Below are 25,252 nucleotides of genomic sequence, written 5' to 3'. Positions count from 1 at the left end.
GACGATTCCGAATGATTCCCCCGCGGAAATTATCCTTCTGTATCAACTGTTGCGCTCTTGCCACAGCGACTCGACGGAAGCGCCTCGCGCTGGCATAGCGCCGCCCATGTCATACAGCCTCTTCCGTCCTCTTTTCTTCGCGCTGGATGCCGAACGTGCGCATCATCTCTCGATCGCGCTCCTACGCCTCATGCCGAGCCCGGCTCCGCTGCGAGCCGATACGGCACTTGCGCAAAACATCGCGGGCATAGACTTCCCCAATCCGGTCGGGCTTGCTGCGGGCTATGACAAAGAGGGGCTGGTCGCGCACAAAATGCATGGCCTGGGCTTCGGTTTTACCGAACTCGGCACGCTGACGCCGATGCCGCAGCGCGGTAATCCCCAACCGCGCCTGTTCCGTCTGGTCGAGGATCGGGCGGTGATCAACCGCATGGGCTTCAACAATGGCGGCCTTGCCGCTGCGGCGGAACGAGTCGCCAAGCGCCGTCAGCCCGCAGGCGAAGGCGGTCCCGTGGTCGGCATCAATATCGGCGCGAATAAGGATGCTGCCGACCGGATCGCCGACTATGTGACGGGCGTGACCTGCATGGCGCCGCTCGCCGACTATCTCACCGTCAATATCTCCTCCCCCAACACGCCGGGCCTGCGCGCGTTGCAGGACCGCGCAGCGCTCGACCAGCTGCTGGGGGCCGTCATGGCGGCGCGGGGAACCGGCAAGACCCCCATCTTCCTCAAGGTCGCGCCAGACCTGGAGCCCGCCGATGTCGAAGATATTGCCGCCGCCTGCCTCGACCATCAGGTCGATGCGCTGATCGTGTCCAACACCACCATTTCCCGCCCGCCGCTCCGCTCTCCCCTCGCCGGGGAAAGCGGCGGCCTGTCCGGCGCTCCGCTCACCGATCTGTCGCTGCAGCGGCTGCGTGATTTTCGCCGGATCCTGGGCAGCCGCCTGCCACTGATCGGCGTTGGCGGCATCGCAACGGCCGAGCAGGCCTATGCCCGCCTGCGCGCTGGAGCCAGCCTCATCCAGCTTTACAGCGCCCTCGTCTATGAAGGCCCCTATCTCCCCAAGCGCATCAACGCGGGGCTAAAGCGGCTGATGGCGCGCGACGGCTTCACCCATATCAGCCAGGTCGTCGGCATCGACGCCTGATCTGAAGGACTTGCAGCGCGGGGGCGGGGCTATAGGGTGGCGCGCATGACGCCCCGCCTCCCCGGCCTGCTGGCCCTCCTTGCCTTCGCCACCCTTTCCCCCGCGCCGATCGCCGCGCGGGAGCCGATAGCGCTCAACGCCACCGTATCCGCCGCCGATCCCCGCGCGGCTGCAGCCGGGCAGGAGATGCTCCGGCAAGGCGGCAGCGCAATAGACGCCGCCATCGCCATGATGCTCGCGCTCAATGTCGTCGAACCGCATAATAGCGGCATCGGCGGCGGCGGCTTCCTGATGCATCATGATGGCGAGACGGGGCTGCTCGAATCGATCGATGGTCGCGAGACCGCTCCGGCGGCGGCGCGTCCCGATCGTTTCATCGGCGCGGACGGCCAGCCGCTCGCCTTTCGCTCCGCCTGGCCGGGCGGCTATTCGGTGGGCGTACCGGGCAATCTCCGGCTCGCATGGGAAGCGCATCGCAAATGGGGCAAGCTCCCCTGGGCCACCCTGTTCGACCCCGCCATCCGCCTGGCCGAAAATGGCTTTGAGGTACGCCAGCGGCTCGACACAGCGATGAAGGCGGTCGCGCCGATCTGGGCCGACTTCCCGGAGATCCAGAAATATTTCGGGGTGAACGGCGCCCCTGCTCCCATCGGCACGACACTCAAAAATCCGCCGCTCGCCGCGCTCTTCCGCCGCGTGGCGGCGGAGGGTCCCGACGCCTTCTACAAGGGCGAAACCGCTCGCCTGATCGCCGCCACCGTCACCAACGCACCCAAAAACCCGGTGCCGATGACTGAAGCGGACCTCGCCGCCTATCAGGTGAAGGCGCGCAAGCCCGTCTGCGGCCCCTATCGCGCCTACACCATCTGCGGCATGGGGCCTGCTTCGGCAGGCGGCGTCACTATCCTCCAGATATTGGGCATGGTCGAACGCTTTCCGCTCGGCCAATGGGGCAGGGACGATCCGCGCTCCTGGCATGTCATCGGCGAAGCCATGCGCCTCGCCTATGCCGACCGGGACACCTGGCTGGGCGACCCTGAATTCGTCTCTGTGCCGATCGCGGGCCTGATTGATCCCGGCTATTTGAAGAAGCGCTCCGCGCTCATCGCGCTCGGCCGGAGCCTCAATGATTATCGCCCCGGCTCCCCGCCGGGGGCGCAGCCGCGCACCGCCGCGCTGCCGCAGCCCGAAAGCGGCACCAGCCATTTCGTTGCCGTGGATCGCAATGGCGACATCGCTGCCTGGACCTCCACGATCGAAAGCTTCTTCGGCAGCCAGTTGATCGCGGATGGCGTCATCCTCAACAATGAACTGACCGATTTCAGCTTCACGCCGGAAAAGAACGGCGCGCCCGTCGCCAACCGGGTGGAACCGGGCAAGCGCCCCCTCTCCTCCATGTCGCCGACCATCGTCTATGATGCGAAGGGAACACCCATCTTCACCGTCGGCGCGGCGGGCGGGCGCACCATCATCATGCAGGTCGCCAAGGCGCTGATCGCCCATTTCGACTGGGGCCTCTCCGCCCAGGATTCAATCGCGCTCGGCCTGGAGTTTTTCGATGCCAGCGGCCTCGTCCTGGAAAAGGGCAGCGCGCTGGAGAAATTCAAGGCACCGCTCGAAGCCTGGGGCCATAAGGTGACAATCGCGCCCATGGGCCTCAAGGCCAACGCGGCCGAACGGAGCGCGGACGGCCATTGGCAGGGGGCCGCCGATCCAAGAAGTCCAGGCGTTTCGCTGCAGGAGTAACGACCCCGTCACCCATCCTTTTTTTCCCGTCATCCCAGCGAAAGCTGGGGTCTCAGGCCGGTCGCGCGTCCTCTCGGGAAGATCTCAGCTTTCGCTGGGATGACCATATACTAGGGGCTGACGTCATTTCTTCCAATCCAACCCCGCCACCCGAAACTCGAACGGGAAGGTCTTGTCCTTCGGTCCCACGACCAGATTGACCTTCACCACTTTGCTCCGCTCCACCGCCTCATAGGCTTTCGCCGCAGGAAGCACTTCGATCCCGTCCTTGTTATCGGTCATCCGCCCGCGCCAATCATGGCTCTTTCCATCATCCGTCACCGCCGTCACGCGGCAGTCCGACAGGTCGCAGCTAAAGGGCGCACCGACCAGCTTCACCGTGACCTCGCCCCCACCCTCGGGCATGGGATGGACCAGCAGCACGGAAAATGTATCCTCCGCCGTCATCGTCTGGACGCTGTTGGCGCTGCCGATATAGGCGAGCTTGGGCTGGCCGCCCTCCCCGGCTTCATATTTCCACTGCTGACCGATCTGCTCGCGCTGGGTGGGGCCTTTATCCTCGCCTGAACATGCCGCGATCAGCCCGATCGCCGCCAGCGCCAAGATGCCGCGCATCGCGCTTCTCCTTTTCCGTTTCGCCTGCGTAAAGGAGAACGCGCATTGCTTAAGAGGTTTCCCCCTTCAGCTGTAGCGCACGGCCGTCTGACGGATCAGCGCGATCATGTTGGGGATGCCCTGTGTCCGATTGGAGCTGAGCTGATTGCGCAGATCGAACGGCTCCAGCGCGCCTTCGATGTCGGCGGCGCTGATGTCGGCAGGCAGCTTGTCCTGCACGGTCAGCAGCACCAGCGCGATGATTCCCTTGGTGATCGCCGCATTGCTGTCCGCCAGAAAATGCAGCCGCCCGTCATCCCGCACGGTAGGATAGACCCACACGGCCGCCGAACAGCCGCGCACCAGCGTCGCGTCGGTCTTGAGCGCATCCGGCATCGGTTCCAGCGCGCGCCCCAGATCGATCAGCAGCCGATAGCGATCATCGGCATCCAGAAATTCATATTCTTCCTGTAGATCGGCAAGGGCAGGCACATCGGTCATAGCCCGCATATAGGCAGAAAAGCGGCCCGCGAAAGCCGCTTTCCTCTCAAATATCGACGCCCGCCGCGATCGCCTCCAGCTTGCGGATGCGCTCCTTGAGGTCCGCCACCTCTATCCGCGCGCTGGCGGGGGGAGGCGCATCCGTGCGCGGCTGCGCCAGTTCGGCCCGCTTCAGCTCCAGCCAGCCGCTCCAGCCGCGCAACGCTGCCGCCGCAACGATCGCCAGCGCCAGCAGCCCGCTCAGCGCCAGGATGATTATCGAAACAGGGTCGTCCACCTCGTTCCTCCTCAGGCCCGCTCGCGCAACCGGTCGAACTCGCGCTCCAGCGCGCTGCTGCTGTCCGTCGCAAGCCGTTCCAGCACCGCAACCCGATCCTTCAGCGCCTTGAGCTCCGCCCGCAGCCGTTCCGCTTCGGGATCGGGTCCACGCTGTACCAACTCCTCGCCCCGATGACGGCGCACGATCCCATATTTGGCGCGCGCGATGCTGGCGACCGACACGATGGCGACGATCATGACGATCATCTCGAACTGGTTCATGGACGAATGCCTCCCTTGTGCGCGGCTTTACCGCAGGCTGTCGATCTCATCGGCGAGCCGCCGGTTGCGGCTTGTGTAGAACGCCTCGATATCCGCCAGCCGCCGGTCGATGTCGCGGAATTTGGACCGCACGTCCCGCGCCGAACGCGCGGGATTGGACCGTACGCCCTGCCAGAATTTCTCATCATCCCGGTCGGAATAGAGACCCGCGGGCTTGGCTTCGGCGAAATAGGCGGCGGCGAAATAGGCGATGAGCGACCATGGGAAGGCGCCCATCAGCGTCACCAGCACCGCGCCGACACGGACCCAGGTCACATCGACCCCGGTATAGTCGGCGATGCCGGCGCATACGCCCATCCATTTGCCATTCTGCTTGTCGAGGTAGAATTTGGTGCGGCGCGCAGCCATGTCAGTTCCTCCGGTCGAAATCATAGGTATCGTCTTGCAGCGGGCGCGACGGGCGGAAGTCGGGATTGTCGGCAGCGACGATCCGCTCCACCGTCTGCAGCCTGTCCTCCAGCCGCCGGGCGAGCAGATGCAGTTCATCCAGCAGCTGCTCATCCTCATCGGTGATCTTGGGCGCCTGCTTCCATTTGGTGGTATAATGCAGGATCAGCCAGGGCATGCCGATGAACAGCATGCCCACGATGGCGATCGGGACGATCACATCTTCCATCACCTCACGCACCCCTGCTGCTGGTCATGCTGGCTTTCAGCGCGGCGAGTTCGGCGTCCACCTTTTCAGCGGAATGGAGATCGGCAATCTCCTCCTCCAGGCTCTTCTGGCCCTGACCCAGGCCCAGCGCATCCGCGCGCCCTTCCGCCATATCGACGCGCCGTTCCAGCATGTCGAAGCGGGCGAACGCCTCATTCACCTTCTCGCCCGCATAGGCTTCGCGCATCCGCAGTCGATTGTGCGCGCTTTCCATGCGCGTGACCAGGCTGTTCTGCCGGGTTCGCGCCTCGCGCAGCTTGGCCTGCAACTTGGCGATATCATCCTCCGACACCTTCAGCGCTTCGTCCAGCACCTCGATCTCGTGGGACAGCTGCTCGGCCATGTCTGCCGCCTTCTGCTTTTCCACCAGCGCTGCCTTGGCCAGGTCCTCGCGGTCCTTGCTCAGTGCCAACTGGGCCTTTTCCGTCCAGCTGTCCTGCAAGCCCTGCAGCTTACCGATGTGGCGGCGCATCTCCTTCTGATCCGCGATGGTGCGTGCAGCCGAGGCGCGCACTTCGACCAGCGTCTCTTCCATTTCCAGGATGATCATGCGGATCATCTTGGCCGGGTCCTCCGCCCGGTCGAGCAGGTCGGTGACATTGGCGGCGATTATGTCGCGCGTGCGTGAGAAAATACCCATGGGAACTGCAATCCTTCCGTTCAACGGCTTTGCGGGACAGCATTGCAGAAGCCGTGCCAATTGCGGGAAGGGCCCAAAATCCGGGACTTTTCCGTCAAACTGGCACGATTCATCTTGCCAACATATGGTATTTTTCACCATATATTGGTCATGGAACGGAACACCCAGTTCATCGGACAATCTCTCGCCTTCCTCGATGCGGTCGAGCAGGCCGGCCGGGCAGCGGAGCTGAACCGTCCCATCCTCGTCATCGGCGAACGCGGCACCGGCAAGGAGCTGGTCGCGGAACGCCTCCATCGCCTGTCCCCCCGCTGGGGGGAGCCGCTCATCATCATGAACTGCGCCGCACTGCCCGAAACCTTGATCGAGGCGGAACTGTTCGGCCATGAACAGGGCGCCTTCACCGGCGCGGCCCGCGCGCGGGCCGGGCGGTTCGAGGAATCCGATGGCGGCACCCTCTTCCTCGACGAATTGGCGACCCTGTCAATGGCCGCGCAGGAAAGGCTGCTGCGCGTCATCGAATATGGCGAAGTCACGCGCATCGGCGCGTCCCGCCCGATGACGGTCGATGTCCGGATCGTCGCCGCCACCAATGAAGATCTGCCCGCCCTGGCCGAAGCAGGCCGCTTCCGCGCCGACCTGCTCGACCGATTGAGCTTCGAAGTGATCACCCTGCCGCCACTTCGCGCGCGCGAAGGCGATGTGGCGGTGCTGGCGGACCATTTCGGCAGGCGCATGGCGGCCGAATTAGGCTGGCCGGAATGGCCCGGCTTCTCTCCCGCCTGCCTCGCCGAACTCGACGCGCATCCCTGGCCCGGCAATGTCCGCGAACTGCGCAATGTGGTGGAGCGCGCCGTCTATCGCTGGAACGAACCCGGCGGCGCAATCGCGCAGATCGTCTTCGATCCCTTCGCCTCACCCTGGAAGCCGCAGTCAGCCACACCGCTTGATGCGCAAGTGGCTGCCACCGCCGTTCCCGTCACGGCCCCCGTCACCGATCTGCGCGCAGCCGTCGATGCCCATGAAGCCGCCATTGTGCAGACCACACTGGAACGCCTCCGCTATAATCAACGGGCGACCGCGAAGGCGCTCGGCCTGACCTATGACCAGTTGCGCCATTGCATGCGCAAGCACCGGCTCGGCGCGGAACGAACGTCGTAAACCACCCCGTTCGTGTCGCGCGACGCGAACGGGGTCAGCCTCTGTCAGCGCGTAGGAACCGGCTCCGCGCCGGAATAATCATAAAAGCCCCTGCCGGTCTTCCGCCCAAGCCAGCCAGCTTCGACATATTTCACCAGCAGCGGCGCCGGGCGATATTTTGAATCGCCCGTCGTGGATCGCAGCACGTTCAGAATCTCAAGGCAGGTATCCAGCCCGACGAAATCCGCCAGCGTCAGCGGCCCCATGGGATGGTTGAGGCCCAGGCGCACGCCCATGTCGATGTCCCGAATATCCGCCACGCCCTCGCCCAGCGCGAAAACCGCCTCGTTGATCATCGGCAACAGGATGCGGTTGACGACGAAACCGGGGGAATCGAACGCCTGCACCACCTGCTTGCCCAGCCGCGCGATATAGGCTTCGACCGTAGCGACCGTCGTGTCCGACGTAGCAAGGCCGCGGATCAGTTCGATCAGCGCCATGACCTGCACCGGGTTGAAGAAGTGGATGCCCACGAACAGCGCCGGATCGGGCACCACCTGCGCCAGCCGGGTGATCGGGATGGAGGAGGTATTGGTCGCCAGGATCGTGCCCGGGGTGATCGCCGCGCCAACATTGGTGAAGATGCTGCGCTTGATCTCTTCCCGCTCGGTCGCGGCCTCGATCACCAGCTGCGCCTCGGCCAAGGGCTTGAGGTCCCCGCTCGGACGGATGCGGGCGAATGCCGCCTCGGACTCCTCGGGGCTCAGCTTGCCCTTTTCCACCGCGCGGGCAAGTTGCTTGGAAATGCCCTGCAGCCCCTTTTGCGCGCGCTCCAGATCGACGTCGCACAGGATCACGTCATAGCCGGCCTGCGCCGTGACCTGGGCGATGCCCGCGCCCATCTGACCGGCGCCAATGACGCCTACGGTCCGAATGTCGGTCATTGCTATTGTCTCCGTGTAAATCAATTTGGCGCCCCAGTAGCGCCAAGGCGGGCAATCGGCCAGCGCTTTTGCAAGGCAATCACAACGCAGGCCGTGTCAATGCGCGATGAGCATCGCCCACGGATAGGATGGACAGACCCGTTCACTCGGCAGAACGGTTTTTGATCGGGCATTTCCGGCTTTGCGCCGCGCGCGCATGATGGTTAAAAGGCCGCGCATGTCCGTTACAACGTCCATGCCCGTGCCGGCGACCGGAAGGTTCATCGCCGCGGTGCATCATTTCCCTGTGCGCGTCTATTTCGAGGATACGGACCTTTCGGGCCTGGTCTATCACGCCAATTATCTGCGCTATATGGAACGCGCCCGCTCCGACATGCTGCGGGTTGTCGGCATCGATCAGCGCGCCGCGCAGGAGGATGGGACCGGCGTCTATGCCGTGACGGATCTCAAGATCGCCTATAAGCGCCCGGCGCGGCTCGATGATGACCTGATGGTCGAAAGCCGCGTCACCGCCATCCGCCCGGTCGCCTGCACCATTCAGCAAAGAGTCAGGCGGGACGATGAAATACTGACGGACGGCGAAGTCTCTGTCGCCTTCCTGACCAACCGGGGCCGTCCTACGCGGCAACCCAAGCCCTGGATCGATATTTTCAGCCGTTTGATGATAGGGGAAGACATCAACCCATGAGCCTTTCGATGCCCGACGTCGGTGCCGCAGTCGGCGCCGCCACCGAAGCTGCGACCATTTCGCCGCTCGCCCTGTTCCTGCAGGCGGACATCGTCGTGAAGGTGGTGATGCTGGGCCTTGTGCTTGCCAGCATCTGGACCTGGGCGATGATCATCGGCTTCAGCGTCACGCTGCGCAGGGCCAGCCGCCAGAGCAGCACCTTTGAGGATGATTTCTGGAAAGCGGAGGATATCGACCGCTTCTACGAAGCGCGCGGCAAGTCGGCAGACTTTCCCGCCGCCAAGGTGATGGCCGCGGGCGTCACCGAATGGCGCCGCTCGACCGCCCAGAAGGTGATCGATCGCGACGGCACGCGCGACCGGCTTTCGACCTCGATGTCGAGCATGATCGCGGCGGAGGTCGATCGCCTGTCCGACCGGCTCAATATCCTCGCCACCATCGGCTCGGTCGCGCCCTTTGTCGGCCTGTTCGGCACTGTCTGGGGCATCATGCGCGCCTTCACCGCGATCGCGAAGGAACAGAACAGCTCGCTCGCCGTCGTCGCGCCCGGCATTGCCGAAGCTCTCTTCGCCACCGCCATCGGCCTGTTCGCGGCGATCCCGGCCGTCATCGCCTACAACCGCTTCAGCCACGGCATCAATCGCATGGAATCGAAGCTCACCCGCTTTGCGGATGGCTTCTATTCGACCCTGAGCCGCGAGCTGGAGGCGCAGCGGTGATTGAGCTCCTGAGCCCCGCCATCCCAGCAAAAGCTGGGATCTCTGGCGCCGCTCACCCGCCCCTCCTCCCGCTCGCCCTGAGCGTGTCGAAGGGCCTTTCTTCTCGCCAGGGAAAGTGGAGGGCTTCGACAGGCTCAGCCCGAACGGGGACAGGTTTGCGTCCAACAGTTTGGGGAGTCCTGTAAATGGCCATGTCCGGCCCTCCCTCCCATCGCCGAGGCCGCGGCCGCGCGCCGATGGCGGACATCAACGTCACCCCGCTGGTGGACGTCATGCTCGTCCTGCTCATCATCTTCATGGTGACAGCGCCCTTGCTCGTCACCGGCGTGCCGGTGAACCTGCCCGAAACGCGCGCCAAGGGGCTGGACCAGGACCAGAAGCCGACCGTGGTTTCGATTGACCGCGACGGCGGCCTCTATATCGACGAAACCGAAATCAGCGACGCCGACCTTCCCAACCGCCTCGCTGAAATCGTTTCGGCCAATGCGGGCAAGGCGGAGCCGCCGCAAATCTTCCTGCGCGCCGACACGGGCCTCGACTATGGCCGCGTCATGCGTGTCATGGGCGAACTCAACCGCGCGGGCCTCAACAAAGTGGCGCTCGTCAGCACCGGCGGCAATGACAACGCCGTCACCAGCGGTTCAGAATAGGGGCCATAGGACCAGGCGATGGAACGCGCGGAGAAAATCGGCCTTGGCGTTGCGACGGCGGGACATGTCCTGCTGTTCGGCTTGCTGTCGGTCGGCTTCCTCGCCACCCCCAATCCGCTGAAGCTCAACTCCCCCCCCATGGACGTCAGCCTGGTGGACGAAGTGGACTTGAAGTCCATGGCGCCGCAGGTCTCGACCCAGCCTCCGCCGCCCAGCGTCGCGCCAGAGGAAGGTCCGACCGAGGACGCCGCCCCCGCGCCCGTTCCCGAACCAGCGCCCATGCCGGAACCGGAACCCCTCCCCGCTCCGCCACCGCCAAAGCCTGCGCCGCCGAAGCCAGCCGCGAAACCGGCGCCAAAGCCCACTCCTGCACCGCCCAAGAGGGATGTGCCCAAGGCCGCGCCCAAGCCCAAGCCCGCGCCTGAAAAGCCCGCTCAAAAGCCCGCCCCGCAGAAGCCCAAGCCTGCCGCCGTCGCGCCTGCGCCCGCCAAGGCGTCGCAAAAGCCCGCGCCCAAGGCGAAGGGGGACGCCCCGGCCCGCGCCTCCGGCCAAGGCAAGGCGGAAAAGCCCAAGGGCTCGCTGCTCGGCAAGGATTTCCTCAAGGGCATCGACGCCGAGTCCGACGCTCCGCGCAAACCCGCGCCCCCGCCAGCCGCCACCATGGGCCCGGCGCAGAAGGCCGCGCTCAATAATGTGATCAGCAATCAAATCTATCCGCACCTTCGGTTGCCATCGGGCGCTGATGTCGAATTGCTCGTCGCCCTCCTGGACGTAAAGCTGGACCGCAACGGGCGGGTGATAGGAAGGCCCGAAGTCATCGACGTCCAGGGGGTGAATGACAGCAATCGGCCCCAGGTTTCCGTTTACAAGGAACGGGCCATCCAGGCGGTCATGCAGGCATCCCCGTTCCAGAATCTGCCTGCCGAATATTATGACCAGTGGAACTGGCTCAAACCCCTCAGAGTCTATGCAAGGAAAGCGCGATGAAACGCTTCGGAATAACCGCACTGCTTGCCCTTTGCGCAGCCTTTGCCCCTCCCGCGCTCGCCCAGTTGTCCGTCGATGTGACGGGTGAGATCGACAGCAATCTGAAGATCGTCGTTCCCGCCCTGCCCGCGCAGGCGGAAGTTTCGACGCCGGCGGGTTCTTCGACCGAACTCGGCCGCAAGATCGCCGACGTGATCGCGACCGACCTCAAGGGCTCGGGCCTGTTCGATCCGTCGGGCCCCGGCGGCATCCCGGCCATTTCCTTCCCCGAAGTCACCAGCCCCGCTTATGACAAATGGGGCGCCTATCAGGCGTTGGTGCAAGGCTTCGTGCGCACGACCGGCGGAGAAGCCGACATCACTGTCGGCTGCTATCTCTATGACGTCGCGCTCAAACAGGAACTGACCCGCCAGGGCTATGTCGTCGCCCCGCGCGACTGGCGCCGGGCCGCACATAAATGCGCCGATGCCATCTATGCGCGCCTGTCGGGCGAAAGCCCCTTCTTCGACAGCCGGATCGCCTATATCGCGGAGAGCGGGCCGAAGGGGAACCGCACCAAGCGCCTCGCTATCATGGATTCGGACGGCGCGAACCACCGCTTCATCACCAACGGCCAGTCGATCGCGCTGACCCCGCGCTTCTCCCCCGATTACAAGTCGATCGTCTATGTGAGCTATCTCGGCAGCCGGGTGCGCATCTATGTCTATGACATTGGCAGCGGCCGTCAGAAGCTGGTGACGGAAAGCAACAACGCCACCTTCGCCCCGCGCTGGTCGCCCGATGGCCGCAACATCCTCTTTTCCATGGCCGCTGCGGGCAATACCGACATCTACCGTGTTTCGGCGCAGGGCGGCCAGCCTGTTCGCCTCACCACCGCACCCGGCATCGATGTCGGTGGCAGCTATTCGCCGGACGGCACGAAGATCGTCTTCGAAAGCGACCGTTCGGGCAGCCAGCAAATCTATGTCATGAACGCCGATGGCTCCGGCCAGCGCCGCATCAGCCATGGCGGCGGCCGCTATGCCACGCCCGAATGGAGCCCCCGCGGTGACCTGATCGCCTTCACCAAGATCAGCGGCGACTTCAAGATTGCGGTCATGACGCCGGACGGCGGCAATGAGCGCATCCTGACCAATGGCTGGCAGGATGAGCAGCCGACCTGGTCGCCCAACGGCCGCGTCCTGCAATATTTCCGCACCTCGCCCGGCCGCGACGGCTCCAGCCAGGTTTGGCAGGTCGATCTTACCGGCGTCAACGAACGCCGCATTCCCACGCCCTTGAGCGGCTCCGACCCCGCCTGGGGCCCGCTGCTTCCCTGATCCATCCCCTTTTAGGAGACCCTCATGAAACTCAATCGCCCCCTATTGATCGCCGTGTCCGTCCTGGCGCTCGCCGCCTGCGGCAAGAAGGCGCCCAAGGACCTTCCCCCGCCGCCCGCCGACACCAGCGCGCAGAGCGGAACCGGCACAGGTCCTGCCACGAGTGGCCCCACCAAGGGCAGCCAGGAGGATTTCGTCGCCTCCGTTTCGTCGGACCGCATCTTCTTCGACACTGACCAATATGATGTCGATGCCCAGGACCAGCAGACTCTGCAGAGCCAGGCAGCCTGGCTGCAGCAGAACCCCAATGTCCGCGTCACGATCGAAGGCCATGCGGACGAGCGCGGCACCCGCGACTACAACATCGCTCTGGGCGAACGCCGCGCCAACGCCGCGAAAAACTACCTCGCCTCGCTGGGCATTGATCCCAGCCGCATCAACACGGTCAGCTACGGCAAGGAGCGTCCCGCCGCGCTCGGCTCGGACGAAGCCGCCTGGGCACAGAACCGCCGCGCGGTGACCGTCACGGTTCAATATTGAGCATTTCCATGTCAGGTGGCCCTCGCCTGACGGCCCGGAAAATGCAGCAGACACAGGAAATTTGAAGCCTTCGGGTCGCACCAATGCTTCAGGAGAGCCCGCCGGTCCCATGATCGGCGGGCTTTTTCCTGGCCCGAACGACCACCCGCGCTAGCTGCGCGATCGTCCCATAAGGAAAGCTCGCGAACTCGCTCATTGGCGATCAGCGATCAGTGATAGGCGCGGGCTGCTCAGTCCCAATAACACCGACAAGCGATACCCGCCATGCACTGCGACGGGCATTGGCCCAGCGTTAACGTCAGCCGAAACGAGCGATCATGACCGCTGTCGGCGCTCGGCAATCCGGCGGCCGAGAAGCTCCATCAGGTTGACGCTAATTTCGATCGCGGCATCTGGCACGCCGTCCAGCAATTCGCGCCGCAAGCCATCGAGCCGCTCCTTGATCCGCCCCGCTAATTCTCTTCCTGCCGGGGTGAAAGCGATGCGGTTCGATCTTTTGTCATCGGGATTGGGCAACCGCTCGACCAGCGCCATCGCCTCCAGCTGATCCAGCGTCCGCACCAGCGATGGCTGGGTAATTCCCAGCAATTCAGCCAGATCCGCCTGCCGTGCGTCCGGCCCCAGCCGCTCAAGATGGACCAGGCACCATCCCGCGCTGTTAGACACGCGAAATTCGGCCAACGCCTCGTCCGCCAGTCCACGCCAACTGCGAACCACCTGCGGCATCTTCTGCGTCAAAGACTGCGTAAGTTCCGACCGAGACATGATATTTAGATAGCCAACTAAATTAACCGTGTCAAAAAATCCCGTTTAAGTCGCTATTTCCTTTTCGCATTCAAATTCCGAGAGTTCCAAAACCCCCGGAATCCCGGATGTCAGGCCCTCTTCGTCCCTGAAAAGCCAGCCGCTCCAAAAGCGCCCAATTGCATCGTTCCGCTGATGCTATCGCCGCTAACCTCAGCCTCGCAATCCATGGTGATTGGCATCGGCATCGTCATGTTCATCTTCCAGGTCAGCTTGTTGCCGCTGACTTTCCCTTCGGCCACATCCAGCGATCCCATCATCCCAGCAAAGGTGCCATGGAAGCTGTCACCCGAACTGACGACCGTCAGCACGCCCTTCTGCTCACCCAGCGGCGTCTTCGCCACGCAATCATAGGCTCCATCGACACCAGCCATCGTCATTCTCCTTATCTGCCGTCAGTCGGCCAATGTGCCCATCTCGACCGGCAGGCCCACCGCGTCAAGCTGCGGCCGCACAAGCTTCGCATCGCCCACCACGACCCAGATCAGCCGATCCGGATTGATCGCCTCGCGCGCCGCCTTGTCCAGGTCTGCCGGAGTCATCGCCCGATAGATCGCCGGCAGCTTCTCATAAAAATCGTCGGGCCGCCCCAGCAGCCGGTTGCGCATCATCGCTCCCAGCAGATCGGACGAGGTCTCGAAACTCCCGGGCAGCGAGAGGATCTGACTATTGATCGTCTGGTTTCGCTCGGCCTGCGTCGTTCCCTTGCTCGTCAGGAAGTCGGCAATGTCCTTGCGCGCAGCGACGATGGACTCGCCCGTCTTGTCGGTCTGCACAGGCGCAAAGACCAGCAGCGGGATCGTCTCCTTGACGCCGGGCAGCGCGCTCCCCGCCGAATAGGCCCAACCTTTGGTCTCGCGCAGATCCATGATTAGGCGAGAGGTCGAACTGCCGCCCAACACCTCATTGGCGGTGATCAGCGTTACCGGATTGTCGGTTCCCTGCTTCCCTGTGAGCAGCCCGGCGAGGATCATCGACTGCGGGCTCTGTGGCTTGTCCACCAATATGATCCGCGACGGCCGCATCATCCGATCCGTCCGGAAGAGCTTGGTGCCCTTCGCGATCTTGGGCGCCTTCCAGTTGCCGAAGCGCTTCTCCAGCAGCGGCATCACATCGGCCAACGTGGCGTCGCCGGTCACGAAGATCGTCGCATTGTCCGGACGTAGCCACTTGTCGTGGAACGCGACCAAGTCCGCCCGCGTCACCGCCTTCACTCCGCTCTCCGTGCCAGAGCCCGTGAACGGGATGCCATAGGGATGCGCCTGCCCGTAAAGCAACGGCGGCAGCAGGCGTTGCGCGATCGGCATCGGTTCGGTCTTTTCCGCTGCGATCCGGGTCAGCAGCTGCCCGCGCAGGCGCTCCACCTCGGCGGGCGCGAAGGCGGGATTGCGGATCACATCGGCCAACAGTCCCAGCGATGCGTCGAGGTTGGGTTTGAGCGCATAAAGGCCGACATTGGTATTATCCATGCCATTGCCAGCGCTGATCGAAGCGCCCAGCCGCTCCTGCTCCTCGGCAATCTGGATCGAGCTGCGCGTCTTCGTGCCTTCATCGAGCAGCGCCGTGGCCAGCCCCGCCGTGCCCAGCTTCGCCTTGTCATCGGCCGCATTGCCCGCATCGAAGGACACCGAAACGCGGACCACCGGCACAGTCGCACGGCGCGCGAAGACCACTGGTATGCCGTTCTTCAGCGTCGCATGCTCAACCACGGGAAATTCCAGATCCTTGACCGGCTCGATCGCCGGCTCCGCGACTTTGGTAGGCGGTGGCGGCGTGACGGCAACCGGCGCGGGTTTCTTGGGATCGCGAAAATAGGCGGGATGATGGGTCGCATTGCCCGCCAGCGCATTATCCTCGGGCGAACGCTCACCGGGCGCGACCGTTAACCGGAACACCGGCCGTCCCAGCCATTTGCGCGCAGCTTGGGTCACCGACTGCGGCGTGGCAGTCGCGTAGAGCGCGAGGTCCTTCTTATATTTTTCAGGGTCATTTGAATAGACCGCGCCCTCCGCCAGCGTCACCGCCTTACCGCTGAAGCCGCCAACCTTCTCCAAGCCCCCGATGGTGCCTGAAAGCTGCTGGGTAGCGGCGCGCTGCACTTCGTCGCTCGTCGGTCCCTTGGCAAGATAGTCGGCGAGCAGCTGATCAAGTCGTCGGCCCACGGCCACAGCATCCTGGCCCGGCTTCACATCGACCGTGATCTCCGCGATCGAGAGCTTTTCAAAGGGCTGGATGCTCGCCTTGACGCCAACAGCAACCTTCTCTCCCCGCACCAAGATATTGTCGAGGCGAGAGGATTTGAGGCCGCCAAATACCGCCATGGCAAGGTCAAGCTGAGGCAGCTCCGCCGAATTGACGCCGGGGACGATCCAGTTGCGATAGAGCCGGGTGGCGGCGACATTGTCGTGCATCACCTTCTCGACGTCCTTGTCGAGCGTCGGAACCGTCGCATCGACATCCTTAGGCGCGGGACCAGCCGCGATTTTGCCGAACCACTTCTCGACCTTCGCCTTTGCAGTGGGGACGTCAATGTCCCCGGCAAGGACCAACACGGCATTATTGGGGCCGTAATGCGTCTTGAACCAATTCTGCACATCGGAAAGGCTGGCCGCGTTCAGATCCGCCATCGAGCCAATCGTCGAGTGGCGATAGGGATGCCCGTCCGGCAGCATGGCGGCGAGCTGGGCATATTCGACGAGGCCATAGGGCTCATTCTCGCCCATCCGCTTTTCATTCTGGACGACACCGCGCTGGGTATCGAGCTTGGTCTGGGTGACAGCCCCTAACAGATGGCCCATCCGGTCGGCTTCGAGGAACAGCGCCCGATCGAGCGCGCCTGTCGGCACCGTCTCGAAATAGTTGGTGCGATCAAACCAGGTGGTGCCATTCCAATCGGTCGCGCCGATATCCTCCAGCCGCCCGAAGAAGGGGCCGTCCGCATTTTCCGATCCATAGAACATGAGATGCTCGAAAAGATGGGCGAAGCCGGTCTTCCCCTGCGGCTCGAAACGCGACCCGACATGATACCAGATCGAAACAGCCACTACGGGAGCCTTGCGATCGGTATGGACGATGACGCGCAGCCCGTTTTCAAGCGTGAACTGCTGATAGGGAATATCGACCGCCGAGATCAGGCTGGAGAGCGGGGCAGGCGCAGCTACCCCGGGCGCGGCAATGGCAGGCGCCATCGGTGCGAGCGCGAGAGAGGACAAGCCAAGCGCCAGCATCAGCCGGCGCGAGAGAGGAGGAAGAGTCATCAGCGCCTCATGAAATCAGTGGCATGCGGCCGCACGCCAGATATGGGCGCAGCATAGCGGGGCGTTTTAGGCACGCAATACGCATTCCGCTGGACAGGGGAGCGTCGCACGATAACCTCATGATCCGACAAGAGAGAGGGTGAAACCTGATGGGTGTGCGCTGCTGCCTGATTTCCGCTTGTGCGCTCTCCCTCCTTATCTCCGGCCCAGCCCCTGCAGCCAAGGATGAGCCGCCTGCCCTCTCCAGCGGCGAGATGCGCGCAGATGTGGGGTTTCTGGCCGACGATCTGCTGGAAGGGAGGGACGCAGGAACGCGCGGCTATGACCTTGCCGCCCGCTATGTCGCTGCGCGGTTCGAAGCTCTGGGCTTGCAGCAGGCTTTGCCGGGAAGCTGGTATCAGCCCGTGACGCTCACCATCGCCGAACTCGACAAGGATGCGCCGCCATCGCTCACCATCGGCGGCAGACGGTTCAACAATGGCGACGACGTCGTCATTAGCGCCTTTGGTCGCGAGCCCGGGCAAAGCATAGAAGCGCAGGCGGTGTTTGTCGGCCACGGCGTCGCGTCAGTGCGCGAGAAGATTGACGATTATGCCGGGCTGGACCTCAAGGGAAAATTCGCGGTCGCGCTTTCCGGCGCGCCAACAGGGTTGCCGAGCGAAATAGGCGCGCATCTGGCGGCGGAGAAGGTGATGGCTGCGCAGGCGGCAGGCGCGATCGGTCTCATCACCATCCCCAGCGAGAATCAGTTGGCGCGCGTTCCCTGGGCTAGGCTGCGCGAGCGAGGGGGCGACCCTGCAGTCAGTTGGGCGGATGTGGATGGGCGGAGCTTTAGCCGGACTCCAGCCGTCGTCGCGAGCGCCTATGCCAATGGCGCGGCGGCCGAGGCTTTGCTGGCGGGGGCGGGGTCGTCCTTGGAGATAGTCCGGAAGCAGGCGGCGAAAGGCATGCGGATGAAGGGCTTTCCGCTTCGGCCGACGGTGCGGTTGGAACGAAGCAACCGGGTCAGGACTACCGCAAGCCGCAATGTGCTCGCTCTGTTGCCGGGGTCTGACCCTGCACTGGCGAAGGAATATGTGCTGCTGATGGCCCATCTCGACCATCTGGGCATTCGGCCGGGAGCCAAGGGACAGGACAAGATCTATAACGGCGCGATGGACAACGCGGCTGGCGTCGCGACCATGCTGGCGGTGGCCAAGGTCTTTGCGCAAGAGGGCAAGCGGCCGCGGCGGTCTATCCTGTTTGCTGCGGTGACGGCGGAGGAAGACGGGCTGCTCGGTTCGCAGTTCCTGGCGAAGCATCCGGTGACGCCCAGCGGCGGGCGAATGGTGGCCGTGGTCAATCTCGACATGCCGATCCTGACCTATGATTTTAAGGATGTGATAGCCTTTGGCGCTGAACATTCGACGCTGGGGCCGATTGTCCGGAAGGCGGCCGAGCAATCGGGCATCACCTTGTCGCGGGACCCGCTGCCGGATGAGGGGCTGTTCACGCGGTCGGACCATTATCGCTTCGTGCAAGAAGGGGTTCCCGCCGTCTTCCTGATGACGGGCTTTGCCGGACAGGGGCGAGAGGCTTTCAGGCATTTTTTGAAGACGGATTACCATCAGCCGTCCGATCAGATGAGCTTGCCTTTCCATTGGGAGGCGGCGGCGAAATTCGCGCGGGTGAATTATGCGATTGCCCGGGAAATCGCCGATTCTGATGAAGCGCCGCGATGGTATTTGGGGGATTTTTTTGGGGATGAATTTGCGCCGGCGGCGGAGAAGGCGGCAAACCGTCAATAAAATAGAGAATTGAAAAGCTTTTTGGAGAAGCGCCCCTTGTGTGTCTTTTTAGCAACACTACATGGCTGACATCATAGACCCCGAGAGGATGGCATGAACCTCGAGAAATTCACTGACCGCGCCAAGGGCTTCTTGCAATCGGCGCAGACCGTCGCGATCCGGATGAGCCATCAGCGGATCAGCCCGGAGCATCTCCTGAAAGCGCTGCTGGAGGACAGCCAAGGCATGGCGTCTGGCCTGATCAAGGCTGCGGGCGGCGACCCGGCGGTGGCGGTGCGCGAGACCGACTCGGCGCTGGCCAAAGTGCCGGCAGTATCGGGCAGCGGGGCGCAGCAGACGCCGGGGCTGGACAATGACGCGGTGCGGGTGCTTGACAGCGCGGAGCAGGTCGCGGCCAAGGCGGGGGACAGCTTCGTCACCGTCGAGCGGCTGTTGCTGGCGCTTACCCTTGCGACCACGACGGCGGCGGGCAAGGCTTTGGCGGCGGCGGGCGTGAAGGCGGAAGGCCTGAACGCGGCGATCAATAATCTGCGCGGTGGCCGCACGGCCGATACGGTGGGTGCGGAGGATCGCTATGACGCGCTGAAGAAGTTCGCGCGCGACCTCACCGAAGCGGCGCGGGAAGGGAAGCTGGACCCGGTCATCGGGCGTGATGAGGAGATCCGGCGCACGATCCAGATCCTGGCGCGGCGGACAAAGAACAACCCTGTGCTGATCGGCGACCCTGGCGTCGGCAAGACCGCCATTGCGGAGGGCCTGGCGCTGCGCATCGCCAATGGCGACGTGCCCGACACGCTGAAGGACCGCACGCTGATGGCGCTCGACATGGGAAGCCTGATCGCGGGCGCCAAATATCGCGGCGAGTTCGAGGAACGGCTGAAAGGCGTGCTGGACGAGGTGAAGGGCGCGGAAGGCCAGATCGTCCTGTTCATCGACGAGATGCACACGCTTATCGGCGCGGGGAAGTCCGAAGGCGCGATGGACGCGGGCAACCTGCTGAAGCCCGCCCTCGCGCGCGGCGAACTGCATTGCATCGGCGCAACGACGCTCGATGAATATCGCAAATATGTGGAGAAGGACCCGGCCCTCCAGCGGCGCTTCCAGCCTGTCTTCGTGGGCGAACCGACGGTGGAGGACACCATCTCCATCCTGCGCGGCCTGAAGGAAAAATATGAGCTGCACCATGGCGTGCGGATCACCGATGGCGCGATCGTCAGCGCGGCGACGCTCAGCAACCGCTACATCACAGACCGTTTCCTGCCGGACAAGGCGATCGACCTGATGGACGAGGCCGCGAGCCGCCTGCGCATGGAGGTGGAGAGTAAGCCTGAAGAGATCGAAAATCTCGACCGGCGGATCATCCAGTTGAAGATCGAGCGCGAGGCGTTGAAGAAAGAGACCGACAAGGCGTCGAAGGACCGGCTGGCCGCGCTGGAGGAGGATCTTGCCAATCTGGAACAACAGTCGGCGGCGCTGACCCAGCGCTGGCAGGCGGAAAAAGACAAGATCGCGGGCGAGAGCAAGCTGAAGGAACAGCTGGACGCCGCCCGCGTCGAACTGGAGCAGGCGCAGCGGGCGGGCGACCTCGCAAAAGCGGGCGAACTGGCGTACGGGCGCATCCCGGAGCTGGAGCGGAAGATCGCCGAAGTGGAAGGCGCTACAGAAGACGCGATGCTGCGCGAGGAAGTGACGAGCGAGGACATCGCTTCGGTCGTGTCGCGCTGGACGGGCATTCCGGTCGATAAGATGATGGAAGGCGAGCGCGAGAAGCTGCTCGCCATGGAGGAAGAGCTTGGCAAGCGCGTCATCGGGCAGGCCGACGCGGTGAAGGCCGTGGCGACCGCCGTGCGCCGGTCCCGCGCGGGCTTGCAGGATCCGAACCGGCCGCTTGGCTCCTTCCTGTTCCTGGGCCCGACGGGCGTCGGCAAGACGGAATTGACCAAGGCGCTCGCCGGGTTCCTGTTCGACGACGACAGCGCGATGGTGCGCATCGACATGAGCGAGTTCATGGAGAAGCACAGCGTCGCCCGCCTCATCGGCGCGCCTCCGGGCTATGTCGGCTATGAGGAAGGCGGCGTGCTGACCGAAGCGGTCCGGCGGCGGCCTTATCAGGTCGTGCTGTTCGACGAGGTTGAGAAGGCGCATGGCGATGTGTTCAACGTGCTGCTGCAGGTGCTGGACGATGGCCGGCTGACCGATGGGCAAGGCCGGACGGTGGACTTCACCAACACGATCATCGTGCTGACGTCGAACCTGGGCAGCCAGTTCATCGCCAGCCTTGCCGACGACGAGCCGGTGGAGAAGGTCGAGGATCAGGTGATGGACATCGTCCGGGCGCATTTCCGGCCGGAGTTCCTGAACCGGCTGGATGAGGTGATCCTGTTCCATCGCCTAGGCGCAAGCCATATGGCCCCGATCGTCGATATCCAGGTCGGCCGGGTGCAGAAACTGCTCAAGGACCGCAAGGTGGTGCTGGACCTGACGGACGGCGCGCGGGCGTGGCTCGGGCGGGTCGGTTATGATCCGGTCTATGGCGCGCGGCCGCTGAAGCGGGCGGTGCAGCGCTATCTGCAGGACCCGCTGGCCGACCTGATCCTGCGCGGTGAAGTGCCCGATGGGTCGCGGGTGAAGGTGGATGAAGGCGATGGGGCGCTTCAGTTAACTGTGGGGTGACGGCCATACACGACTCCCCTTCAGGTGCGGGGACTTAAGCACGTAAAAAGGGGCGCCGGAATGACCGGCGCCCCTCCCCTTTTTAGCCCTGATCGCTTCGATCAGAAGTTGGCTTTGACGCCCAGACGGTAGGCGCGGCCGTAGATGCCGGTGCCGCCCTGAACCGGGTTGTAGTTGTTCGCGCCATAGGTGACCGGATCGATCGGCGGCAGATCGTCAAAGACATTGAGCACGTTCAGATAGAGCGTGAAATTGTCGTTGAGCTTGTAGCTGGTGGTGAGATCGACGGTGATATAGTCGTCCACGTTGCACTTGACGAACTGCGGCGAAAGCATGCCGCAACCGCCCGACGCTCCGGGGCCTTCGACGTCTTCTGCCGACAGATTATAGCCGCCGAAAAATTCCGCCGTCGCCGAAATAGTCCACTTGTTCCATTCCAGCGTGTTGGTCCAGCTGCCGTGCCATTCGGGCGTCCCGGAACCAGCCGTCAGGCTGTAATTGCCGATCGTCCCTTCATAGCTTTCGCGGCTGCCGTCGGCGAAGGTCGTGTCCAGATTGATGATGTAGGTCGCCTCCACCGAGCTGGTGAAACGAACATCGCCAAAGTTGAACCGCCCGGTCGCGGCAAAGTCCAGACCTTCGGACCGGATCGTGTTGGCGTTGATAAGCGGCGCCTGGACATAGGCCACGCGCGGCAGGACACCGGGATTTTGCGGATCGGGGGAGTCCTGGATGATGTTGTACCCCGCCGGGATCGCCTGGCCCGAATAATAGGCTGCCAAAGCCGGGCCGAACGGCGCGGGGATGATCGCGCCCTTCTTCTTGATGTTGTAATAATCGACGCTGAGGCGGATGTTACGCGTCGGTTCGAAGATGACGCCCGCCGTCCAGCTGGTCGATTTTTCCGGCTTCAGATCCGGGCTGGCGAGCTGGGTCTGACCATAGCTGCTGGAGCTGAGATAGGTCGGGCAGCTGGTGAAGGTCGCCCGCGTGCAGCCAAATTGCGCCAGATAGGATTCCGGGAAGGTCGATGCCGTGTTGTTGACGAAGCCCGTCGTCGGCAGCGCGTTGGCTTCCGCGAAGCTGGGGATGCGGAAGCCGCGTGACCAGGTGCCGCGCAGCGTCAGCGCATCGATCGGCTTGTAGCGGAAACCGACCTTCGGCGAGAAAGCGTCCTGCCCGCTGTTATAATTATCGTAGCGACCCGAGGCGTTGACTTCGAAGCCTTCGAAGGCGGGGACGTTCAGTTCGACGAAGCCCGAACGAACGACGCGCTCACCCTTCGTGCCGAAGGCATTCAGGACGAAATAGCGCTGCGTAGGCCCGGCAAAGTCGGCGTTGGCGCTAGGCGCATCGATCGATTCCAGGCGAATCTGACCACCGAAGCCGAGCTGGACCGGCCCAGCAGGCAATTCGAACAGCGTGCCGTTGAAGCTTATCTGTGCGGCATAAAGTTCGGATTTCGACTTGGTGATATTGTCCGGGGACAGATAATCGAGCACCGCCTGGCTGTTCGACAGCGGATTGACGAAATTATAGCTGCCGTCGGCGACCACATTCAGCAGGTTCTGGATATAGACATAGCCCGTCGATGTGCGGGTAAGGTCGGTGACCATGCCGACAATGTCCGCCGCGAAATTCCAATTGTCGGTGACCGGCCCCGCGATGGAGAAAGCCCCGCGATAGGTGCGGCTGATCGTTTCGTTAAATTCGGTCAGATTGGGAATGCGGCCGAGGATTCGGGCCTGCAGCCCCTGCGCGGCAAACGGGTTGTTGGGGTTGAGCGTGCCGTTGGTGGCGTCGCAGTTCGGCTGGGGCAGGCCATTGACCAGCGGGCACACATAGACCGGCAGCGCCAGCGCAAAGGAGCCGGGCGCGTTGGGCGGGCCGCTGTTATAGGTGCTGAAGCGTGGGAAGGCGATGCCGGCCGGGCCGTTGGCGCGGATCGTCGCCGGTTCGCCGCTGTAGCTGACCTTACTCTGCAGATAATTGGCGGTGAATGACGCTTCGATGTCGTCGGTGACGGCGACGGTCGCCTTGAGCGCGCCGCCGAAGCGTTCGATCCGTGGCGAGATGACGCCATATTGCCGCACCAGATCGCCTTGGCAGACCGTCGTGGGCGCAAAGGCATTCTGGTCGGTGTCCGCCAGTTCAGCCGCGGTCAGGGTGTAAGGCGTCTCTCCGGCAATACAGCCTGCGGCGGGATTGAGGAACTGATAGCGGCCGAGCGGATCGTCGAGCGCGCTGTTGGAGTCGGTCGGCGCGACGAAGAAGGTGGTGGCGAAGGAGCGGCGGTCGCTCGTCCCCGTTGCGTCGGCCCAGCCGACATAGCCGGTGCTCGACGGGTTGATCGAACCGCCATTGGGCCCGACCTGCGGACCGCAGACGCCATCGCGACAAATGCCCGACTGGTCCTGCGAATTATAGGGATAAGGCCGGTCGCGGTTGTAGAGGGCGTTCTGGCGATACCAGAAGCCGCTGGCGTAGATATTATAGCCGTCACGGCCAAGGTCGCCGGTGCCGACCGTCAGGGTAGCGCGGTAATTTTCGCCGTCGCCCCGTTCGGTGATGCCGGCTTCGACACGCCCGCCAATCCCCTTGAATTGCTTTTTGGTGATGACGTTGATGACGCCTGCGATGGCGTCTGCGCCATAGGTGGACGACGCGCCATCGCGCAGCACTTCGACGCGATCGACGATGTCGTCCGGAATGGTGTTCAGATCGACGAAGTTGCGGGTCGCGTCATCCGCCAGCGGATAATAAGCGGCGCGCTGGCCGTCGAACAGGACCAGGGTCGAGCTGGTGGTGAGGCCGCGCAGCGAGACCGCGGACGCACCTGCCGCGAACGCGCCATTGGCCGAGAAGCTGTTGGTGAGCGCCGCGCCGTTGTTCGACGAGATGCGCTGCAGCGCTTCCTGCGTGGTCTGGATACCCCGCTGTTCCAGCGATTCGGAGGTCAGGACCGAGACGGGCGAAGGCGTGTTGTTCACGTCCTGGCGCAGGATCGACCCGGTAACGATGATGGTGGCCTCAGGCTCTTCAGCCACGGTGCCTGCGGGAGTGTCCTGCGCGAAGGCAGGCGCGGCGAGGGCCGCAAAACCGGCGCCCGCATATGCAAGCGCCTGCAGCGCCGCGCTTCCGCGCAGCCACGAATTGTTCGAGAGTGTCTTCACAGTCCAGTCCCTTGCTCTGGAGCGACGCAGGCGCAGCCCACGTCCTTCGCTTTTCGACGCATGAAGAGGGGCGTTAGGAGCCCGACAGCAAACCCCTCTTCATCCGTGCCGCATCAGTCTGCGCAGTCGTTTTAAGAGTGTAAAGCAATGTTGCTGGCGGCGGTTAAATTTGCTGTTGCACTGTCGTAAATTTGCCACATCGACTAGAAACGGGACTTTTACGACCGTTTAATAACATTGTTACAGCGCTGCGAAAGCCCGCAGAACTTTGCTGCGGGCAGCGCGCGGGCGGAAGGGGATAAGTTGCGCGGAGGCAATAGGGGTCAGCGAGCAGGCATGCGCCCGGCGACAAAGACGCGGGTGATGCGCGACTCGTTTCTGCGTAGTCCCGAGGGGAAATCAGGGCTGAAAGACGGCGCTGCCAGCAGGCGCGGCGTAGCGCTAGCCTTTTCAGTGCGGGGCGCGGGCCTTAAGTTCGGCCTGGGCGGAAGCTTCGGCGCTGGCATAGGGTTCCTGGCGCGCGATGCTCCAATAGCGCAGGTCATCGAGCGGAATCTTCTGGCCAGTGACGGCGCAGACGACATGGTCGCCCGCCTGCAGCACGCGGAAGCTGTAGGCCATATAATGCAGCCGGGCCGGGCGATCACGGTTGGACATCAGCATGGGATCAGGCGGCCTTTTT

General features: G+C 63.6%; 24 protein-coding genes. 11 read left to right on the top strand and 13 right to left on the bottom strand.

Translation table 11 applies throughout. The features are described 5' to 3' along the window. Window positions 1-106: 106 nt before the first annotated feature. Together EP837_RS07815 and ggt are read left to right on the top strand one after the other, a co-directional pair. On the top strand, window positions 107-1,153 hold the full coding sequence (locus tag EP837_RS07815) for a quinone-dependent dihydroorotate dehydrogenase (protein ID WP_066526127.1): 1,047 nt from the start codon (window positions 107-109) through the stop codon (window positions 1,151-1,153). A 45-nt stretch (window positions 1,154-1,198) separates the two neighbouring features. Beyond that, a complete protein-coding gene (ggt, locus tag EP837_RS07810; protein ID WP_066526125.1) occupies window positions 1,199-2,899 on the top strand; it encodes a gamma-glutamyltransferase in 1,701 nt (566 codons plus the stop codon). A gap of 123 nt (window positions 2,900-3,022) precedes the next feature. Here ggt and EP837_RS07805 read toward each other — a convergent pair whose 3' ends face one another. The 7 genes from EP837_RS07805 to pspA form a co-directional block, all read right to left on the bottom strand. Further along, on the bottom strand, window positions 3,023-3,514 hold the full coding sequence (locus EP837_RS07805; RefSeq protein ID WP_066526124.1) for a hypothetical protein: 492 nt from the start codon (window positions 3,512-3,514) through the stop codon (window positions 3,023-3,025). Between the two features lie 66 nt (window positions 3,515-3,580). Continuing rightward, window positions 3,581-4,003, bottom strand: coding sequence for a SufE family protein (locus EP837_RS07800; RefSeq protein WP_066526123.1), 423 nt, complete (start codon window positions 4,001-4,003; stop codon window positions 3,581-3,583). Between the two features lie 37 nt (window positions 4,004-4,040). After that, entirely contained in the window at window positions 4,041-4,271 is a 231-nt protein-coding gene (locus tag EP837_RS07795; protein WP_066526118.1) for a hypothetical protein, read from the bottom strand. Window positions 4,272-4,282: 11 nt separating this feature from the next. Further along, window positions 4,283-4,534 carry a hypothetical protein gene (locus EP837_RS07790; protein ID WP_066526117.1) on the bottom strand — a complete coding sequence of 84 codons (252 nt, stop codon included), beginning with the start codon at window positions 4,532-4,534 and terminating at the stop codon, window positions 4,283-4,285. Between the two features lie 27 nt (window positions 4,535-4,561). Beyond that, window positions 4,562-4,942, bottom strand: a complete 381-nt coding sequence (gene pspC / locus EP837_RS07785) for an envelope stress response membrane protein PspC (protein ID WP_066526116.1) — start codon at window positions 4,940-4,942, stop codon at window positions 4,562-4,564. A 1-nt stretch (window position 4,943) separates the two neighbouring features. Continuing rightward, the gene (gene pspB, locus EP837_RS07780; RefSeq protein ID WP_066526114.1) at window positions 4,944-5,210 is read right to left on the bottom strand and encodes an envelope stress response membrane protein PspB; all 267 of its coding nucleotides are present in this window, start codon (window positions 5,208-5,210) and stop codon (window positions 4,944-4,946) included. Between the two features lie 4 nt (window positions 5,211-5,214). Then, window positions 5,215-5,889: a phage shock protein PspA gene (pspA, locus tag EP837_RS07775; protein ID WP_066526113.1), complete on the bottom strand. Its 675-nt coding sequence runs from the start codon at window positions 5,887-5,889 to the stop codon at window positions 5,215-5,217. A 150-nt stretch (window positions 5,890-6,039) separates the two neighbouring features. On the opposite strand from pspA, the gene pspF reads away from it, so the two are divergent. After that, window positions 6,040-7,050: a phage shock protein operon transcriptional activator gene (gene pspF / locus EP837_RS07770; RefSeq protein WP_066526111.1), complete on the top strand. Its 1,011-nt coding sequence runs from the start codon at window positions 6,040-6,042 to the stop codon at window positions 7,048-7,050. 44 nt (window positions 7,051-7,094) lie between these two features. Here pspF and EP837_RS07765 read toward each other — a convergent pair whose 3' ends face one another. Beyond that, window positions 7,095-7,973 carry a 3-hydroxyacyl-CoA dehydrogenase NAD-binding domain-containing protein gene (locus EP837_RS07765; RefSeq protein WP_066526110.1) on the bottom strand — a complete coding sequence of 293 codons (879 nt, stop codon included), beginning with the start codon at window positions 7,971-7,973 and terminating at the stop codon, window positions 7,095-7,097. A gap of 217 nt (window positions 7,974-8,190) precedes the next feature. On the opposite strand from EP837_RS07765, the gene ybgC reads away from it, so the two are divergent. The 6 genes from ybgC to pal all read left to right on the top strand — a co-directional run bounded on the left by ybgC (window position 8,191) and on the right by pal (window position 12,876). Then, complete coding sequence (ybgC, locus tag EP837_RS07760) at window positions 8,191-8,661, top strand: tol-pal system-associated acyl-CoA thioesterase (protein ID WP_066528960.1); 471 nt, start codon at window positions 8,191-8,193, stop codon at window positions 8,659-8,661. Further along, window positions 8,658-9,380 (top strand): protein TolQ, encoded by a 723-nt coding sequence (gene tolQ / locus EP837_RS07755; protein WP_066526108.1) that lies wholly within the window; start codon window positions 8,658-8,660, stop codon window positions 9,378-9,380. The genes ybgC and tolQ overlap by 4 nt, the downstream gene beginning before the upstream one ends. Window positions 9,381-9,565: 185 nt before the next feature. Beyond that, the gene (gene tolR, locus EP837_RS07750; RefSeq protein ID WP_066526107.1) at window positions 9,566-10,030 is read left to right on the top strand and encodes a protein TolR; all 465 of its coding nucleotides are present in this window, start codon (window positions 9,566-9,568) and stop codon (window positions 10,028-10,030) included. Window positions 10,031-10,048: 18 nt separating this feature from the next. Then, the gene (locus EP837_RS07745; protein ID WP_066526103.1) at window positions 10,049-11,017 is read left to right on the top strand and encodes a cell envelope biogenesis protein TolA; all 969 of its coding nucleotides are present in this window, start codon (window positions 10,049-10,051) and stop codon (window positions 11,015-11,017) included. Next, the gene (gene tolB, locus EP837_RS07740; RefSeq protein WP_066526100.1) at window positions 11,014-12,336 is read left to right on the top strand and encodes a Tol-Pal system beta propeller repeat protein TolB; all 1,323 of its coding nucleotides are present in this window, start codon (window positions 11,014-11,016) and stop codon (window positions 12,334-12,336) included. The genes EP837_RS07745 and tolB overlap by 4 nt, the downstream gene beginning before the upstream one ends. 24 nt (window positions 12,337-12,360) lie before the next feature. After that, complete coding sequence (pal, locus tag EP837_RS07735) at window positions 12,361-12,876, top strand: peptidoglycan-associated lipoprotein Pal (protein WP_066526097.1); 516 nt, start codon at window positions 12,361-12,363, stop codon at window positions 12,874-12,876. 315 nt (window positions 12,877-13,191) lie between these two features. Here the strand turns inward: pal and EP837_RS07730 are convergent, their stop codons facing one another. The 3 genes from EP837_RS07730 to EP837_RS07720 form a co-directional block, all read right to left on the bottom strand. Further along, the gene (locus tag EP837_RS07730; RefSeq protein ID WP_066526094.1) at window positions 13,192-13,641 is read right to left on the bottom strand and encodes a MarR family transcriptional regulator; all 450 of its coding nucleotides are present in this window, start codon (window positions 13,639-13,641) and stop codon (window positions 13,192-13,194) included. A gap of 110 nt (window positions 13,642-13,751) precedes the next feature. Continuing rightward, window positions 13,752-14,054, bottom strand: coding sequence for a hypothetical protein (locus EP837_RS07725; RefSeq protein ID WP_066528958.1), 303 nt, complete (start codon window positions 14,052-14,054; stop codon window positions 13,752-13,754). Between the two features lie 21 nt (window positions 14,055-14,075). Next, window positions 14,076-16,937, bottom strand: a complete 2,862-nt coding sequence (locus EP837_RS07720; protein ID WP_066526092.1) for a M16 family metallopeptidase — start codon at window positions 16,935-16,937, stop codon at window positions 14,076-14,078. 149 nt (window positions 16,938-17,086) lie between these two features. Here EP837_RS07720 and EP837_RS07715 point away from each other — a divergent pair, with 149 nt between their 5' ends. Both EP837_RS07715 and clpB read left to right on the top strand, forming a co-directional pair. Beyond that, a complete protein-coding gene (locus EP837_RS07715; RefSeq protein WP_066526089.1) occupies window positions 17,087-18,724 on the top strand; it encodes a M28 family metallopeptidase in 1,638 nt (545 codons plus the stop codon). Window positions 18,725-18,817: 93 nt separating this feature from the next. After that, window positions 18,818-21,397: an ATP-dependent chaperone ClpB gene (gene clpB / locus EP837_RS07710; protein ID WP_066526088.1), complete on the top strand. Its 2,580-nt coding sequence runs from the start codon at window positions 18,818-18,820 to the stop codon at window positions 21,395-21,397. Between the two features lie 101 nt (window positions 21,398-21,498). On the opposite strand, the gene EP837_RS07705 is transcribed toward clpB, so the two are convergent. Continuing rightward, window positions 21,499-24,570 (bottom strand): TonB-dependent receptor domain-containing protein, encoded by a 3,072-nt coding sequence (locus EP837_RS07705; protein ID WP_066526085.1) that lies wholly within the window; start codon window positions 24,568-24,570, stop codon window positions 21,499-21,501. Window positions 24,571-25,020: 450 nt separating this feature from the next. Then, on the bottom strand, window positions 25,021-25,233 hold the full coding sequence (locus tag EP837_RS07700; RefSeq protein WP_066526082.1) for a DUF2093 domain-containing protein: 213 nt from the start codon (window positions 25,231-25,233) through the stop codon (window positions 25,021-25,023). Window positions 25,234-25,252: the final 19 nt, after the last annotated feature.

The sequence above is a fragment of the Sphingobium sp. EP60837 genome (assembly GCF_001658005.1).
GTDB classification, from domain to species: Bacteria; Pseudomonadota; Alphaproteobacteria; order Sphingomonadales; family Sphingomonadaceae; genus Sphingobium; species Sphingobium tyrosinilyticum.
The sequence above is the reverse complement of the archived record's forward strand: the minus strand, read 5'-3'. Positions and strand labels throughout refer to the sequence as shown.